Raw genomic sequence first — 14,774 nt, 5'->3', positions numbered from 1 at the left:
GCCTTACTTGCCGACTTTGGCGGCATAAGCTTCAACAACGGCCTGCGCCTCGGGGACGTTGACAAAGAATTCCGCCCACATGTCTTTGCCTGCCTCGGCCATTTTCGCCGTCAGACTGTCATCGGCCGCCGAAATGGTCATGCCGTTTTCGACCAGAACGGCAGTTTGTGCGCTATCCTCTGCGGCTGACACCTCCCAGAACTGGGCCTCCATCGTGTCGGCCAGCCCTTCAATGACGGCCCGTTCTTCATCACTCAGCGCATTCCACGCATCAAGGTTCACCGTCACCGCATCGGGGGACATGGACCAGTTCAGCGGGTTAAAGTGGCCGGTGAACTGATAAAGCTTGGAATTCGCGCCCGTCGAGGTCGAGGTTGCAGCCCCGTCAACCGTGCCTGCCGCAACGGCGGCGGCAAGTTCACCGAAAGGCAGCTCGACCGGGGCGGCACCTAAGCGTTCAAGAAAGTCAAAGGAGGTGGCGTTGAATGCTCTGATCCGTTGCCCCGCGATGTCATCGGCACTGATCACAGGGTCCTTGGTGTAAATCCCGGGCGACGGCCACGGCACGTAGTAGAGGACCTTCTGGTTATGTTTGGCAAAAATCTCGTCATAGGTGGGGCCCGCGACCTCAAGCCAGGTTTTCATCTCACCCTGCCCCTGGATCAGATAGGGCAGCGTATCAACGCCCAGAAACGGGGCTTCGCCCGCTTGCAGGAACAGCAGCATATCCGCCATCTGGATGATGCCGTTCTCAACCGATGACAGCTTTTCGCTGATCTTGACGCCGATTTCGCCTGACAGATGCACAGTGATGTCAACTGATCCGTTGGTGCCTTCGCGCACGGCGTCAGCAAAGGCAATGGCGCTTTGGGCGTGGAAATTGTTGGCGCCCCATGCGGTGCTCAGGTCCCATTTGGTTTCGGCGCTGGCCCCTGACGTGCCAAGCGCAATCGCCGCACCTGCTGCGAGTATGGATTTCATGATTGTCATTTTTGGTTCCTCCCATTCGTGTTGGATTGGTACAGGGTTGCGGCCGCCTCTGCCGAGATCAGCCCATCTGACAGGTCTTGCGCGACCGCTTCCCTGTCGCGGTCTGCGGGTGTCCCAAACCCGCCACCGCCCGGCGTTTGAAGGATCAACCTTTCGCCCGCTGGAATTTTGTAAATGCCCTTGTCGGTTATTCTGGTGCCATCGGTGATAGTGACGGCGCCGGGGGCGCCATCCAGCCCACCTTGCCGGCCTGCCGGGCCGGTGGTCAGCCGTTCAAATGCGGCCGCCGACAAGGACAGGTCCTGATCGTGACGGGCGCCAATCTCGATCCGTTGCCCAAGCCCCCCGCGATAGGCCCCCGCACCGCCCGTGTCGGTGGCGAACTCCTTGGCATGATAGATCAAGGGGGCTGCGACCTCGGCGGCCTCAACCGGCACCGCCCCCACGCCCGATGGAAAGGCCGTGGTCGACAACCCGTCCAGCGCAGGGCGCGCACCCATACCGCCCAGGGCGACATTCAGGGACGTAAATGCATTCCGGCCTGTGCCGGATAGCGACATCGTCCACAGCGCGCCTGCGCTTTCGGCCAGAACCTGGCCGGGCAAGGCCTGCTCAAGACATCCAAGCATAAGATCGGGCAGCGCTTGCCCGATCACGTGCCGGGCCGTGACCGGGCTTGGGCGTTCTGCGCTGACGACAAGGCCGGGCGTGGCAGTCACCGTAATCGCGTCCAGCGACGCCTGATTATTCGGGATATCCGGTGTCAGCAGCGCCCTGATCCCAAAAGCGGCATAGGCGGCCGCATAGTTCAGCGGACAGTTGATGCCCCGATCCACGGCCGGGGATGACCCGGACAGATCGACATCAATACAGCCATCACCCACCGTCATTCTTGCGTGCAACGCGATGGGGCTGTCATAGCCGTCAAGCTGCATCTGGTTGTGGTAGACGCCCGCAGGCGCCCGTGCCAACGCAGTTTTGGTGCCATGCGCCGAGCGTTCAAAGATAAACGCGGCAAGGTCTGACAAATCCGTCAGCTGATATTCGGACATTAGGTCAATCAGCCGGGCAATCCCGGTATCATTGCAGGTCAAAAGCGACAGAATATCACCGCGCGCCTCATGCGGCACCCGCGAATTCATCGCGACGATATCAAGCAGGTCTTCGTTCAGCTTGCTGCCCCGGCGCAGACGCATCACCGGGATTGTGATCCCTTCTTCAAAGACGGAACGCCCCTCCGCGGACCAGCCCCGCCCGCCCACATCGACAATGTGGCTGGTCGAGGCGAGATAGCCCACGATCACGCCATTCAGGAATGCGGGCGTGACAACGACAAAGTCGAATACATGCCCCGCCCCCAGCCACGGATCATTCGTGACCAGTGCGTCACCGGGGGCCAACATGTCTGGCGGAACAAAGCGCAGCATCTCCCGCACCGATGCCGCCATGGTGTTGACGTGGCCAGGGGTGCCTGTCACCGCCTGCGCCAGCATATCGCCATTGGCATCAAACACCCCGGCGGACAGATCGCCCGCCTCGCGGACAATGGCGCCAAAAGCAGCCCGCATCAGCGCATTGGCCTGCTCTTCACAGACCGAAATCAGGCGGTTCCACAGCACATTCTGCGCGACAATATCAAGCCCGTCGGTCATTGGCTGTCCTGCTCCATCACAAGATGCCCCTGGGCAGCGCTGCGCACAGACCAGCCCGGGCGCACAAGCGTGGTTGTCTGCGCCTCGGGGATAACGATGGGGCCGGCATGATCATGCCCGTTCAATGCGCTGCGGTCGATGACCTCGTATTGCACCTTCTTCTGGGCGTTCAGATCAAAGATATTGCGATAGCAACGCGTTTTTGCCGATGGCCCCGGATCAGCGCGAGGTGCCGTCACGGTGTCGCGACGCTCGCGCGCGCTGACACTGACCGAGATCAGTTCAATCGGGACATTTTTCAGGGTGAACCCAACAAGGTCTTGATAGCGGGCTTCAAACCGCGCGGACAGGTCGCCAAGCTGATCGGCATCCCATGCAGGCAGCGGCATTGCGATTTCCAGCCCCTGCCCCTGATAGCGCAATTCCGCCTTTACCGCGCAGACGATGCGCGCAGGCGGGATGGCCCCCGCCACGATGTTGTGAACATAGGTTTGTGCCGCCGCGATCCGTTCAGCAAGGCCCGCCGCGTCGATATCATCCAACAGCTCGGCCACGGTCACAGCGCTTTCAAACGCCACCGGTGATCGCAGAAACCCGACCGCCGACCCAACCCCGGCATTCTGTGGGACGATGATCCGCTTGATCCCCAGCTTTTCAGCAATGCGGGCACCATGCAGGCTGCCACCGCCACCGGACACCAGCAGATCAAAACTTGCGATATCCAGGCCCAGCTCAATCCCGTGGACCCGAGCGGCATTGGCCATGGTTTCATCTGCCAATTCCACGATGCCCGCCGCCGCAACCTCGGTCGATCCCATATCCAGCGGGGTCTGGATATGCTTTACGATTGCAGCAGGCGCACGGTCAGGTGCCAGTTCGATGATACCGCCCGCAAAGCCATCTGCCGCGATGTTGCCCAGCGTCAAATGCGCGTCGGTGATTGTTGCGTCTTCCCCGCCACGATCATAGGCCGCCGGACCAGGCGCAGAGCCTGCGCTTTTGGGACCAACCTTCAGCCGTCCCAACCCGTCGATTGCCGCAATCGAACCACCCCCGGCGCCAATCTCAACCAGTTCAACGGTCGGCACCATAACAGGCAAGCCGCTGCCCTTTACATCGCGCCAGGCCCGCGCAACCTCGAACCGGCGGTTGGTTTTGGGGGTGCCATTCTCGATAAAGCAAATCTTGGCAGTGGTGCCGCCAATATCCAATGACAGCGTCTTGTGCGACCCAACCTCGCGCGCGACATGGGCAGCCAGGGCAACGCCACCTGCGGGGCCGCCTTCGACCAGCCGGATCGGAAAGCGGGTTGCCTGATCCACGGTTGTGAGCGCCCCATCAGATAGCATCATCAGAAAGGACCCGCCAAAGCCTTGCGCCTGTAATCTGCCCAGCAGCCGACCGGTGTACCGAGACATCAGCGGGCGCACATAGGCATTGGCACAAACGGTCGAAAACCGTTCATATTCCCGGATTTCCCCTGCAACTTCGGAACTGAGGCAGATCGTCACGTCATTGCCCAGATGATGCCGCAGCCGGTCTGCCACGTATTCCTCATGTGCGGGGTTCTTGTAGGCGTGCAAAAAGCCGATGGCGACGGCCTCGACCGCCTGATCACGCAGAGTGGCGGCGATTGCATCAATGTCGCGGTCGATGGGCGCAGTGGACACCGACCCATCTGCGAGGATGCGTTCTGCCAGACCAAGCCGCAGCGGGCGCGGGACCAACGGGGCAGGCATCTCGATATCCAGCGCATATTGATCGAACCGCTTTTCATAACGCATCGCCAATACGTCGCGAAAGCCTGCTGTCGTTACAAAGGCGGTCTTTGCGCCGCGCCGCTCGATCAATGCATTTGTGGCCAGCGTCGTGCCATGCACAATGTCAGAGATATCTGCATGGGTACGGGACAGGCGATCCAGAATATGGGCCACACCATCCAACGCGGCGATTTCCGGGGCCTCCGCACTGGTCAGCACTTTGATAGATGCCAGCCCGTCCGTCGTTTCAGCAACAACGTCCGTGAAAGTCCCGCCAATATCTATCGCGATCCGCAGCATTCAATATAAGTACGTACCTATTAAATATGAGTCAACAATAGAGGTATCCGACGAATGCCTTCCTGATGAACAACATCCATCAAGCTGGCAGCACGGACCTAGTTTAACAAGAAAGCCCCCGCTGATTTCTCAGCGGGGGCTTCTTTTTTCTCGACTTGGTCGGGCTGCATTTGGCGGTGCCAAATATCTAAGCCAGCGCCGTCAAACCCATAAGGTTTGTCGGTTTACCAGTCTTCCCGAACCACGGTCCGTGTCTTGATTGGCAGCTTCATCGCGGCCAGACGCAAGGCTTCACGTGCAATCGGCTCGGACACGCCGTCGATTTCGAACATGATGCGGCCTGGCTTGACCTTACATGCCCAAAAATCAATGGAGCCTTTACCTTTACCCATACGCACTTCGACGGGCTTCGACGTCACAGGCGTGTCGGGGAAAATCCGGATCCAGACCCGGCCCTGACGTTTCATGTGACGGGTCATCGCACGACGGGCCGCTTCGATCTGGCGCGCTGTGATCCGCTCTGGCTGGGTTGCCTTCAGACCATAGGTGCCAAAGTTCAGGTCAGACCCGCCCTTTGCTTCACCTTTGATGCGGCCTTTGTGCAGCTTGCGGTGTTTTGTACGCTTTGGTTGTAGCATTTACCTATTCCTTAGCGACGGCCAGCGCCACGAGGGATGGAACCCTCTTGCAGCTCGGCATGTTTACGGTCGTGCGCGGATGGGTCGTGCTCCATGATGTCACCTTTGTAGATGAACACCTTGATGCCGATGATCCCATAAGGCGTCATGGCTTCATACAGCGCATAGTCGATATCGGCACGCAACGTATGCAGCGGCACGCGGCCTTCACGGTACCATTCGGTCCGCGCGATTTCAGCACCGCCAAGACGACCAGCGAGGTTGACGCGGATACCAAGGGCACCCATGCGCATCGCGTTTTGAACAGAACGTTTCATGGCGCGGCGGAAGGAAACACGACGCTCCAACTGCTGACCGATGCTTTCGGCAACCAAGGCTGCGTCCAGTTCGGGCTTGCGCACTTCAACGATGTTCAGGTGCAGTTCGCTGTCGGTCAGGTTGGCAAGTTTCTTGCGCAGACCTTCGATATCAGCACCCTTTTTGCCGATGATCACACCGGGGCGGGCTGCGTGGATCGTCACGCGGCACTTTTTGTGCGGACGCTCGATGATCACCTTGCTGATGCCGGACTGGGCGCATTCTTTCTTGATGAAGTCCTTGATCTTGAGGTCTTCCAAAAGCATGTCGCCATAGTCTTTGGTATCAGCGTACCAACGGCTGTCCCAGGTGCGGTTGACCTGAAGACGCATACCGATCGGGTTGACTTTGTTACCCATTATGCTTGCTCCTCAACTTGGCGAACCACAATTGTGATTTCCGAAAACGGCTTGATGATCTTGCCGAAGCGACCACGAGCCCGCGGGCGACCGCGCTTCATGATCAGGTTCTTGCCGCAATAGGCTTCTGCGACAACCAGCTCATCTACATCCAGGTTGTGATTGTTTTCTGCGTTGGCGATGGCGGACTGAAGACATTTCTTCACGTCGCCAGCGATGCGTTTCTTGGAAAAGGTCAGGTCAGTCAGCGCCTGCTCAACCTTTTTGCCACGGATCAGGCCCGCGACAAGGTTCAGCTTTTGCGGAGACGTGCGCAGCATGCGCAACTTGGCCATCGCTTCGTTATCAGAAACGCGGCGAGGGTTCTTATCCTTGCTCATTTGCGCTTCGCCTTCTTATCGGCGGCGTGACCATAATAGGTCCGTGTTGGGGAATATTCACCAAACTTCTGACCAATCATGTCTTCCGTGACGTTGACAGGAATGTGCTTCTTGCCGTTGTAGACCCCAAAGGTCAGGCCAACGAACTGAGGCAGGATTGTTGAACGGCGTGACCAGATCTTGATCACTTCGTTGCGGCCGCTTTCGCGTGATGCTTCTGCCTTTTTCAAGACATAGGCATCCACAAAGGGGCCTTTCCAGACGGAACGAGCCATAATTAACGACCCTTCTTCTTGGCATGCCGTGAACGCACGATAAGACGCTGGGATGCTTTGTTTTTGTTACGGGTACGCTTGCCCTTGGTGTCTTTGCCCCAAGGAGTAACCGGCGTACGACCACCAGATGTCCGGCCTTCACCACCACCATGCGGGTGATCAATCGGGTTCATGGCAACACCGCGCACAGATGGTCGAATGCCCTTGTGCCGGTTGCGGCCAGCCTTACCGAAGTTCTGGTTTGAATTGTCAGGGTTGGATACAGCACCGACTGTGGCCATGCATTCCTGACGGATCAGGCGCAATTCGCCAGATGACAGACGCACCTGTGCGTAACCACCGTCACGACCAACGAACTGTGCATAAGTACCAGCAGCACGGGCGATCTGGCCGCCTTTGCCTGGCTTCAGTTCGATGTTGTGAACGATTGTCCCGATTGGCATGCCAGAGAAAGGCATTGCGTTGCCGGGCTTGATGTCAGCTTTGGCGCTGGCGATCACCTTGTCACCGACCGCCAAACGCTGTGGAGCAAGGATGTAATTCTGTGTGCCATCTTCGTACTGGATCAGTGCGATGAAAGCGGTCCGGTTCGGGTCATATTCGATGCGAGCAACAACAGCGGACATATCCATCTTGTTGCGCTTGAAATCGACGATCCGGTAGAGACGTTTTGCGCCCCCACCAATGCGACGCATGGTGATCCGTCCGGTATTGTTCCGACCGCCCGATTTGGTCAAACCCTGAGTAAGGGATTTGACAGGACGTCCTTTCCAAAGCTCCGAACGGTCGATCAGCACCAGCCCACGCTGGCCCGGCGTCGTCGGTTTGTACGACTTGAGTGCCATGTTAGCTTCTTCCGTTTGCTTGGCGGCCTCTGATGAGGCCTATGTGGTTAAGGCCCCCGTAGGTGCCCAATGTTCAAATCAAAACACCCCGAACGAATCCGGGGTGGAATGAATGGTCGGCGTATAGCGGGGGATAGGCGGGGTGGCAAGGGGATTGCCGCGACTCTTGTAATGTATGCTAAGCCGAGTTGATGATCTCGAGAAGCGATGAAAACGCATAGAGACCAGGTGCCCTTCCAGACGGTGGCACGAGTATGGATAAGATACCTTCCTGAACAAGCCGGGAAGTGTAGTTTCTTAGTGTCGAAGTTGGCGCGTTCGCTGTTTCGACAAAGTGGTTATTCCAAAAAATCGGGCGCGCAAACATGTAATCGAGTGCGGCTCCGAAATGGGGCGAGCGCAGCACATCACGAAATCGGTCCCCCATCTCGACGTAGTGGGCTTGTATGCGTCCCACAACTTCAATGTTCGTGGTAGCCTGCGAATGCAGTGCGTTCAGGAAGAAGGCGCACCAAGCATTCCACTCGTTTGTTGCCGAGACATCGCGCAGACGTTCGATGTATTCGTCCTTGTTCTGTTCGAAATAGTCGCTGACAAAGAAATGCGGCGCACTTAATATTCCCTTTTGCCAAAGCATAAGTGGAATCAGAATTCGACCGACGCGTCCATTCCCATCTTCGAATGGGTGCAACGCTTCAAATTCGGCGTGAGCAACAGCTGCATTCAGAAGTGGGTGAACACCAGTATTGCCCATGAAATTTACTAGATCGCTCATACCTTGTGAGAGACGTTCAGGTGTAAAACACACGACTTGATCTGACATTTCTGCTCTTCTGGAGCGCAATCAAGGAGTGTCGATCAATGACAAGTATTCAAGAGAAGATCATCAAGCCGAAGCTGGGGCTGTTGGAACTGGCCAAACAGCTCGGAAGCGTGTCGCAGGCCTGCAAAGTGATGGGTTATTCGCGGGACAGCTTTTACCGGTTCAGAGAACTTTACGATCAGGGTGGCGAAGAAGCCCTGATGGATCTCAGCCGCCGCAAGCCGGTGATGAAAAACCGCGTGCCAGAACATGTCGAGAAGGCGGTCATCGAACTGGCCATCGACAACCCGGCTCTGGGTCAGAAACGGGCGTCGTGGGAGCTGCAGCAGAAAGGCATCATGGTGTCATCGTCGGGCGTCCGGTCGATCTGGCTGCGTAATGATCTGGAAACCATGAAAAAGCGCCTCAAGGCCCTGGAGGCCCGTGCCGCCCAAGAGGGTATCTTGCTCACCGAGGATCAGTTGGCCGCGCTGGAAAAAGCCAAGGCCAAGAAAGAAGCCCATGGCGAGATCGAGAGCCACCACCCTGGCTATCTGGGCAGCCAGGACACCTATTATGTGGGCACAATGAAGGGCGTCGGACGCATTTATCAACAGACCTTTGTCGATACCTATGCCCGCGTGGCGATCTGCAAGCTCTACACTGAAAAGACGGCAATCACCGCGGCCGACTTGCTGAACGACCGCGTGATCCCGTTCTTTGCAGAGCATGAGATCAGCCTGCTGCGCGTCCTGACAGACCGGGGCACGGAATACTGTGGCAAGGTCGAGAACCACGCCTACCAGCTTTATCTGGCCGTCGAGGACGTGGACCACACCCGAACCAAGGCCAATTCTCCGCAAACAAACGGCATCTGCGAGCGGTTCCATCGCACCATCAAGGATGAGTTCTACGACATCGCATTCCGCAAGAAACTGTATCGGTCAGTCGAAGAGTTGCAGGCCGATCTGGATGCGTGGCTGGCAAAGTACAACGAACAGCGGCCACATTCGGGACGTCACTGCTATGGCAAAACACCTATGCAGACCTTCCGCGAAACGCTACACATCGCTGTCGAGAAGACGATCAAAACGCACGACCAATCGGACAGTGCGCAACCCGTTCTCAGCGTCGCAAGCTGAGATGTCCGTCAGATCAAGTCTGAAGTTTTACACCATAGTGGTATTCGACCGCGCCAGACACGTCATATGTTGTGTTGTTGATGGTGATTGTCTGAGCTGTAGTCATAAAGGCGCTTGTATCTTGTGGGTAGCAGACAATCAACCTTGTATCTACAGAACCCCCCGACAAAGAAACAAAGTGTTTTGTTTCCTGCAAACCAACAACAAACTGCGTTGTGTCTACAGCAACACCCACACCGCTCCACGCCCCTTTCCCCGCCAGTATCTTGTCTAGAAACTTCCCGATCCGGGCCAATTGGGGCGACAATTGCTTTACCCCGCCCGAAACAAGCCGAAAGCGCTGGGCGAGAGCCTGTCCGTTACGGCGGGCTGATGCTCTGCCTGCGTGACCTTTGCCGCCCCATTGACGGCCGTCCGCGCGACTTGATCAGCGCTTTTCCCCGATTGCAGAGTAAACAAAGCCCTGCAACCTAGGGGACCAAAGGTCACTCATCGCCGGTCCATCTTGCTTTCATCAGCCGACGCATTTGAAGCAACCGTTGGATCTGTTGCAAGAATGATCCGCGGCGGGACACGAGAATATTGGTATCCTTCGTACATTCCATCAACCGCACCCTCCAGGCGGCAATCATGGTTTGCAGCTCTGCAGGCATCTCATAAGGCAGGAACAACCAATCACGGAGCGTTTCGTCAAGGTGACCCTCAACCTGATGCGCGGTACGCACCGGCCAATCCGCTGCTTGTGAAATTTGATAAAACCGATAGCCGATTTTTTCCAATTGCTGAAGAACCGGCGTCGTGTCTGAAAAGTTACCTGAACGCAGCAACTCACAACTGATCACTGGTTTTACGGCAGCAATTGTCTGCATCGCACCCGTCAAGACGGCATGTTCGAATGTTTCGACATCAATTTTCAGGAAATCAGGGTACACTTTCTGTGAGGCGGAAAATGCGTCGATCGTTGTCGCAGGCACCTCGACCGGTTTTGACCCCTCGCGAAACTCAGCATTAAGTGAATTTGACGTTTCGGCCTTCGGAGACAGGAACAGTTCCACAGTGCCTGGAACATCGGTGACTGCACTTTCTACAATCTCATAACTGAGTTGGTTGACCTGTCGAATGCTCCGCGCAGCCGCAGCGGTATCCGGGGTGGGTTCGAATGCGGTAATCTTGATGCCTTGGTGACCAAAGATCGTTTGGGCCATAGCGGCATAGTAGCCAACATGCGCACCGACATCGAAGAACACGCAGTTTGGGCCGAGAAATTCGCAAACCGAAAGCAGTGTCGCTTGCATATCATGCTCATACCCACCGCTACCGCCTCTGAACAGTTCGCGCTGAACGGCCGTGGTTTTGCGGTTGAGCACATCGATATACTGCGCGTAGGGTTGCGCCTTTGCGATGGCGGTGTGGTGAGGTGTCTTCACTAAAAATGACATTCAACATTCCTTGTCCGCGTCACCAGCAGGCCCTTGGCAAAGCTCTTTTTCATTCGAACGAACAACCCTGGCAACAAGACGCGCGACCGGCTGACCCTGTTGACACCCCGAGTATGCCTTAAGGATAACCTGCTGGAATTTATGATGATGTCAATCAGCCGACAGTGCAATCGCGCTCCGCTATAGATCGCGATGTTGTACTTACCGCGAAAAGAACCGTTGTTGACCTGGGGATTGCACCCTACCCTCCACCAAAAGGGAGCCATCGCCATGCGCATCGCCGGTCTGATCCTTGTCGCGCTGATCGCGGCAATTCACCTCTACATCGCCTATTTTGAGATTTTTGCCTGGGAAACCCGCGGGCCCGAGGTGTTCACTACCCTACCCGCCGACATCTTCACCCCCACCGTCGCGATGGCCGCGAACCAAGGGCTTTATAACGCTTTCCTGGCCGCCGGGTTGATCTGGTCCCTGCTGATCCGCGACCGCGCGTGGCAGCGACACGTCGCGACCTGTTTTCTGTTATTTGTGCTGACCGCAGGCATCTTTGGGGCCGCGACCGTGTCCACCCGCATCCTGTTCGTGCAATCTGTGCCTGCGACACTTGCCCTGATCCTGCTGTGGATGGGCCGTCAAAAGGCTTAGTGCCGCAGGATATTTTCGAACTTCTTGCCCCGCGCCAACTCGTCGACCAGTTTGTCGAGGTAGCGGATCTCCTGCATCAATGGGTCTTCAATATCCTCAACCCGAATACCACAGACGACCCCTTTGATCAGCGACCGGTTGGGGTTCATCTTCGGGGCATCCGCAAAGAACGCCGTGAAGTCGCGCTTGTCCTCTAGCGCTTGCGCCAGCCCATCGTCATCATAGCCCGTCAGCCAAGCGATGATCTCATCCAGTTGCGCTTTGGTCTTCCCCTTCTTTTCCACCTTGGTGACGTAGTGGGGATAGATGCTGGCAAAGCTCGTCTGAAAGATCGGGTGTCCCATATCGCTGTCCTTTTATGCAGAGGCGAGCCATGCCTCTGCCCCATCCCGATCATCCAGATCAAAGGTCTTGATATCAAGACCCGGGATAATGGCCCCTTCAACCTCGGCCGCGGTACGGATCCAGGCGGTATCGCAACAGACCGCACATTTGTCGAACCGCCCGACCAGTCCCATCAGCTTGGGCAGGTATCCGAATTCAACCCCCAGCGCCCCCAGCGTGGGCATGGTGAACCCTTTAATCCGATACATCATCACCCCCTGATTGATGTCGGCGGACAGGCGCAGCAGGGTGTCCAGCCCGTGGCGCATCTTTTCCGCGTCCATGGTGCCCTCTAGCTGGATATCCAATCGGTTTGGGGCGGGTTTGGTCACCTTCAGCATCTCGCGTCCTCCTGTTTTGATCCCAACAGTATAGGGCAGGCCATGCGGGTGCGCATTGTCACAGATCAAAGCAAAAGGCCCCCGCCGAAGCGAGGGCCTTTCTATTCATCTTTGCAAGGGTAGTCTTACAGACCTGTGCTCACGTCGATGGTGTTACCCTCTTCGAGCGTCACATAGGCTTTCTTTACGTCCTTGCGGGTGCCGAGCGACCCGCGGAAGCGCTTGACCTTGCCCTTGGTGATCGAGGTGTTGACTGCTTTGACCTTTACCCCAAACAGGGCTTCAACAGCCTGCTTGATCATTGGTTTGTTCGCATCAATCGCCACTTCAAAGACAACGGCATTCTGTTCGGACGCCATGGTTGCCTTTTCGGTGATGATCGGCTTGCGGATCACATCGTAATGTTCTGCTTTCGCGCTCATGACAAACGAGCCTCCAGTGCTGCGACGCCTGCTTTGGTCAGGACAAGCGTGTCTGACTTCAGGATGTCGTAAACGTTGGCACCCTGGGACGGGAGAACGTTCAGTGTTGTGATATTGGCCGAGGCCTTTTTGAAGTCTGCGTTGACCTCGGCACCGTCGATGATCAAGGCACGCTTCCAACCCAATGCGCCAACCATTTTGGCCAGTGCGCCGGTTTTGGCGTCTTTCACTTCGATCGTGTCAACGATCACCAGCTCGCCTGCGGCCACTTTCGCGGACAATGCGTGCTTTAGACCCAGCTTGCGGAACTTCTTGGGCAGATCATGGGCGTGGCTGCGGGGCGTTGGGCCCTTATAGATACCACCCGACCGGAAGATCGGCGCACCACGCGACCCGTGACGTGCGCCACCGGTGCCTTTTTGGCGATAGATCTTTTTGGTTGAGTAGGACACTTCAGACCGACCAAGTACATCATGTGTACCGGCCATGGCCTTGTTACGCTGCCAGCGGACGACGCGGTGCAGGATGTCCATGCGGGGCTCCAGACCAAAGATGTCGTCGTTCAGATCAACGGAACCGGCTTTCTTGCCGTCCAGTTTGATTGCATCAGCCTTCATTGTTCTCGCCTCCTTCTTCTGGGGCATCGGTTGCGGCGTCAGCTTCAGCTGCCTCCAGTGCGGCCTGTTCTGCCTCGGCTGCGGCCTTTGCGGCGGCTTCCTCTTCAGCGGCGGCAGCGGCGGCGGCTTCTTCGGCCAGCTTCTCGGCTTCTTCCTTCATGGATTTCAGGCCGGCAGGGTAGATCACGTTTTCAGGGGTCGGCTTTTTCACCGCATCCTTCAACGTCACCCAACCACCTTTGGAGCCTGGGACAGCGCCTTTGACCATGATGATGCCGCGGTCGGCATCGGTCTTGACCACTTGCAGGTTCTGAGTGGTGACTTTCGCCGCACCCATGTGACCGGCCATTTTCTTGCCTTTGAAAACCTTGCCCGGATCCTGACACTGGCCCGTAGACCCGTGCGAACGGTGCGAAATCGAAACACCGTGTGTCGCGCGCAAACCGCCGAAGTTGTGCCGCTTCATCGCACCGGCAAAACCTTTACCGATGGATGTGCCGGACACGTCCACATATTGGCCTTCGAAGTAGTGATTGGCGAGGATTTCTTCACCCACATTGATCATGTTCTCTGGCGCCACGCGGAATTCGGCGACCTTGCGCTTTGGTTCCACCTTTGCAGCGGCAAAGTGACCGCGCATCGCCTTGGATGTGCGTTTTGCCTTGGCATTGCCTGCGCCTAGCTGAACAGCTGTGTAGCCGTTGGCGTCAGCGGTGCGCTGTGCCACAACCTGCAGGTTTTCAAGCGAAAGAACGGTCACAGGGATCTGCTTGCCGTCTTCCATGAACAGCCGGGTCATGCCGACTTTCTTTGCGATAAGTCCTGTACGGAGCATCTAGGACCCTCCTTATACAGAAATCTGAACGTCAACACCGGCCGCCAGGTCGAGCTTCATCAGCGCGTCCACGGTTTGTGGTGTTGGGTCAACGATGTCGAGAAGACGCTTATGCGTCCGGATCTCGAACTGATCGCGGGATTTCTTGTCAACGTGGGGGCCACGCAGAACGGTGAATTTTTCGATCTTGTTTGGAAGTGGGATCGGACCACGGACAGAAGCGCCTGTGCGCTTGGCTGTGCTGACGATTTCCTGTGTGCTTGCATCAAGCACCCGGTAATCAAACGCCTTAAGGCGGATACGGATGTTTTGGCTCTGAGCGGCCATGAGCATCACCCTTTCGATAGGGCCTTAACGGATTGGACGATACCGGCTCATCCGGCACCCTCATCGCGTCTTTTTTCGAACTGAAAAAGGGCGCAGCAAGCCGCACCCCTTCAGGACTTGGTCCGTTTAGGGGGTTGGCATGTAATATGCAAGTGGGATTCTGCATGTTGTCTGGCCAAAATACCGGCGAGGCCGGAGAAGGGCGCGTTGGTGGCTGCGGTGGATAACAATTCCGAAAGACATTGTCTTTATGAGTTCGAATTG

At 56.9% G+C, this 14,774-nt stretch carries 19 protein-coding genes; 2 read left to right on the top strand and 17 right to left on the bottom strand.

Going from position 1 to position 14,774, the window contains the following annotated elements; translation table 11 throughout:
* Positions 1 to 3 precede the first annotated feature (3 nt).
* From AABB31_RS16970 to AABB31_RS16930, 9 genes are all read right to left on the bottom strand, one after another.
* Entirely contained in the window at positions 4 to 990 is a 987-nt protein-coding gene (locus tag AABB31_RS16970; RefSeq protein WP_342077035.1) for a TRAP transporter substrate-binding protein, read from the bottom strand.
* A complete protein-coding gene (locus tag AABB31_RS16965) occupies positions 987 to 2,642 on the bottom strand; it encodes a hydantoinase B/oxoprolinase family protein (protein WP_342077036.1) in 1,656 nt (551 codons plus the stop codon). The genes AABB31_RS16970 and AABB31_RS16965 overlap by 4 nt, the downstream gene beginning before the upstream one ends.
* A complete protein-coding gene (locus AABB31_RS16960) occupies positions 2,639 to 4,702 on the bottom strand; it encodes a hydantoinase/oxoprolinase family protein (RefSeq protein WP_373635049.1) in 2,064 nt (687 codons plus the stop codon). Before AABB31_RS16960 ends, AABB31_RS16965 begins: the two co-directional genes overlap by 4 nt.
* Before the next feature lie 224 nt (positions 4,703 to 4,926).
* Positions 4,927 to 5,340 carry a 50S ribosomal protein L16 gene (gene rplP / locus AABB31_RS16955; RefSeq protein WP_342077038.1) on the bottom strand — a complete coding sequence of 138 codons (414 nt, stop codon included), beginning with the start codon at positions 5,338 to 5,340 and terminating at the stop codon, positions 4,927 to 4,929.
* Positions 5,341 to 5,351: 11 nt separating this feature from the next.
* Complete coding sequence (rpsC, locus tag AABB31_RS16950; RefSeq protein ID WP_342077039.1) at positions 5,352 to 6,056, bottom strand: 30S ribosomal protein S3; 705 nt, start codon at positions 6,054 to 6,056, stop codon at positions 5,352 to 5,354.
* Entirely contained in the window at positions 6,056 to 6,436 is a 381-nt protein-coding gene (rplV, locus tag AABB31_RS16945) for a 50S ribosomal protein L22 (RefSeq protein ID WP_342077040.1), read from the bottom strand. Before rplV ends, rpsC begins: the two co-directional genes overlap by 1 nt.
* Positions 6,433 to 6,711 carry a 30S ribosomal protein S19 gene (gene rpsS, locus AABB31_RS16940; protein ID WP_055295568.1) on the bottom strand — a complete coding sequence of 93 codons (279 nt, stop codon included), beginning with the start codon at positions 6,709 to 6,711 and terminating at the stop codon, positions 6,433 to 6,435. The genes rplV and rpsS overlap by 4 nt, the downstream gene beginning before the upstream one ends.
* A 2-nt stretch (positions 6,712 to 6,713) precedes the next feature.
* Positions 6,714 to 7,556 carry a 50S ribosomal protein L2 gene (rplB, locus tag AABB31_RS16935; protein ID WP_342077041.1) on the bottom strand — a complete coding sequence of 281 codons (843 nt, stop codon included), beginning with the start codon at positions 7,554 to 7,556 and terminating at the stop codon, positions 6,714 to 6,716.
* A gap of 178 nt (positions 7,557 to 7,734) precedes the next feature.
* On the bottom strand, positions 7,735 to 8,379 hold the full coding sequence (locus AABB31_RS16930; RefSeq protein WP_342077042.1) for a Fic family protein: 645 nt from the start codon (positions 8,377 to 8,379) through the stop codon (positions 7,735 to 7,737).
* A 38-nt stretch (positions 8,380 to 8,417) separates the two neighbouring features.
* On the opposite strand from AABB31_RS16930, the gene AABB31_RS16925 reads away from it, so the two are divergent.
* A complete protein-coding gene (locus AABB31_RS16925) occupies positions 8,418 to 9,500 on the top strand; it encodes an IS481 family transposase (RefSeq protein ID WP_342074941.1) in 1,083 nt (360 codons plus the stop codon).
* A 13-nt stretch (positions 9,501 to 9,513) separates the two neighbouring features.
* On the opposite strand, the gene AABB31_RS16920 is transcribed toward AABB31_RS16925, so the two are convergent.
* Complete coding sequence (locus tag AABB31_RS16920) at positions 9,514 to 9,795, bottom strand: hypothetical protein (RefSeq protein ID WP_342077043.1); 282 nt, start codon at positions 9,793 to 9,795, stop codon at positions 9,514 to 9,516.
* A gap of 190 nt (positions 9,796 to 9,985) precedes the next feature.
* Positions 9,986 to 10,939 carry an FkbM family methyltransferase gene (locus tag AABB31_RS16915; protein ID WP_342077044.1) on the bottom strand — a complete coding sequence of 318 codons (954 nt, stop codon included), beginning with the start codon at positions 10,937 to 10,939 and terminating at the stop codon, positions 9,986 to 9,988.
* A gap of 270 nt (positions 10,940 to 11,209) precedes the next feature.
* On the opposite strand from AABB31_RS16915, the gene AABB31_RS16910 reads away from it, so the two are divergent.
* Complete coding sequence (locus AABB31_RS16910) at positions 11,210 to 11,584, top strand: DUF1304 domain-containing protein (RefSeq protein ID WP_342077045.1); 375 nt, start codon at positions 11,210 to 11,212, stop codon at positions 11,582 to 11,584.
* On the opposite strand, the gene AABB31_RS16905 is transcribed toward AABB31_RS16910, so the two are convergent.
* From AABB31_RS16905 to rpsJ, 6 genes are all read right to left on the bottom strand, one after another.
* A complete protein-coding gene (locus tag AABB31_RS16905) occupies positions 11,581 to 11,928 on the bottom strand; it encodes a DUF2200 domain-containing protein (protein ID WP_342077046.1) in 348 nt (115 codons plus the stop codon). The genes AABB31_RS16910 and AABB31_RS16905 overlap by 4 nt on opposite strands.
* 12 nt (positions 11,929 to 11,940) lie before the next feature.
* Positions 11,941 to 12,309, bottom strand: coding sequence for an STAS/SEC14 domain-containing protein (locus AABB31_RS16900; RefSeq protein WP_342077047.1), 369 nt, complete (start codon positions 12,307 to 12,309; stop codon positions 11,941 to 11,943).
* A 125-nt stretch (positions 12,310 to 12,434) separates the two neighbouring features.
* A complete protein-coding gene (locus AABB31_RS16895) occupies positions 12,435 to 12,731 on the bottom strand; it encodes a 50S ribosomal protein L23 (protein ID WP_342077048.1) in 297 nt (98 codons plus the stop codon).
* On the bottom strand, positions 12,728 to 13,348 hold the full coding sequence (gene rplD, locus AABB31_RS16890; protein WP_342077049.1) for a 50S ribosomal protein L4: 621 nt from the start codon (positions 13,346 to 13,348) through the stop codon (positions 12,728 to 12,730). The genes AABB31_RS16895 and rplD overlap by 4 nt, the downstream gene beginning before the upstream one ends.
* Positions 13,338 to 14,183: a 50S ribosomal protein L3 gene (gene rplC / locus AABB31_RS16885; protein WP_342077050.1), complete on the bottom strand. Its 846-nt coding sequence runs from the start codon at positions 14,181 to 14,183 to the stop codon at positions 13,338 to 13,340. The genes rplD and rplC overlap by 11 nt, the downstream gene beginning before the upstream one ends.
* Positions 14,184 to 14,195: 12 nt before the next feature.
* Complete coding sequence (gene rpsJ, locus AABB31_RS16880) at positions 14,196 to 14,510, bottom strand: 30S ribosomal protein S10 (protein WP_341368335.1); 315 nt, start codon at positions 14,508 to 14,510, stop codon at positions 14,196 to 14,198.
* Between the last annotated feature and the right edge of the window lie 264 nt (positions 14,511 to 14,774).

This window comes from Yoonia sp. SS1-5, assembly GCF_038443705.2.
In the GTDB taxonomy this organism is placed as follows: Bacteria; Pseudomonadota; Alphaproteobacteria; order Rhodobacterales; family Rhodobacteraceae; genus Yoonia; species Yoonia rhodophyticola.
The sequence above is the reverse complement of the archived record's forward strand: the minus strand, read 5'-3'. Positions and strand labels throughout refer to the sequence as shown.

What these genes read in the sequence shown, in the direction of transcription:
- AABB31_RS16970 (WP_342077035.1), bottom strand. Translation starts at nt 990, where the DNA reads ATGACAATCATGAAATCCATACTCGCAGCAGGTGCGGCGATTGCGCTT.
- AABB31_RS16965 (WP_342077036.1), bottom strand. Translation starts at nt 2,642, where the DNA reads ATGACCGACGGGCTTGATATTGTCGCGCAGAATGTGCTGTGGAACCGC.
- AABB31_RS16960 (WP_373635049.1), bottom strand. Translation starts at nt 4,702, where the DNA reads ATGCTGCGGATCGCGATAGATATTGGCGGGACTTTCACGGACGTTGTT.
- rplP (WP_342077038.1), bottom strand. Translation starts at nt 5,340, where the DNA reads ATGCTACAACCAAAGCGTACAAAACACCGCAAGCTGCACAAAGGCCGC.
- rpsC (WP_342077039.1), bottom strand. Translation starts at nt 6,056, where the DNA reads ATGGGTAACAAAGTCAACCCGATCGGTATGCGTCTTCAGGTCAACCGC.
- rplV (WP_342077040.1), bottom strand. Translation starts at nt 6,436, where the DNA reads ATGAGCAAGGATAAGAACCCTCGCCGCGTTTCTGATAACGAAGCGATG.
- rpsS (WP_055295568.1), bottom strand. Translation starts at nt 6,711, where the DNA reads ATGGCTCGTTCCGTCTGGAAAGGCCCCTTTGTGGATGCCTATGTCTTG.
- rplB (WP_342077041.1), bottom strand. Translation starts at nt 7,556, where the DNA reads ATGGCACTCAAGTCGTACAAACCGACGACGCCGGGCCAGCGTGGGCTG.
- AABB31_RS16930 (WP_342077042.1), bottom strand. Translation starts at nt 8,379, where the DNA reads ATGTCAGATCAAGTCGTGTGTTTTACACCTGAACGTCTCTCACAAGGT.
- AABB31_RS16925 (WP_342074941.1), top strand. Translation starts at nt 8,418, where the DNA reads ATGACAAGTATTCAAGAGAAGATCATCAAGCCGAAGCTGGGGCTGTTG.
- AABB31_RS16915 (WP_342077044.1), bottom strand. Translation starts at nt 10,939, where the DNA reads ATGTCATTTTTAGTGAAGACACCTCACCACACCGCCATCGCAAAGGCG.
- AABB31_RS16910 (WP_342077045.1), top strand. Translation starts at nt 11,210, where the DNA reads ATGCGCATCGCCGGTCTGATCCTTGTCGCGCTGATCGCGGCAATTCAC.
- AABB31_RS16905 (WP_342077046.1), bottom strand. Translation starts at nt 11,928, where the DNA reads ATGGGACACCCGATCTTTCAGACGAGCTTTGCCAGCATCTATCCCCAC.
- AABB31_RS16900 (WP_342077047.1), bottom strand. Translation starts at nt 12,309, where the DNA reads ATGCTGAAGGTGACCAAACCCGCCCCAAACCGATTGGATATCCAGCTA.
- AABB31_RS16895 (WP_342077048.1), bottom strand. Translation starts at nt 12,731, where the DNA reads ATGAGCGCGAAAGCAGAACATTACGATGTGATCCGCAAGCCGATCATC.
- rplD (WP_342077049.1), bottom strand. Translation starts at nt 13,348, where the DNA reads ATGAAGGCTGATGCAATCAAACTGGACGGCAAGAAAGCCGGTTCCGTT.
- rplC (WP_342077050.1), bottom strand. Translation starts at nt 14,183, where the DNA reads ATGCTCCGTACAGGACTTATCGCAAAGAAAGTCGGCATGACCCGGCTG.
- rpsJ (WP_341368335.1), bottom strand. Translation starts at nt 14,510, where the DNA reads ATGGCCGCTCAGAGCCAAAACATCCGTATCCGCCTTAAGGCGTTTGAT.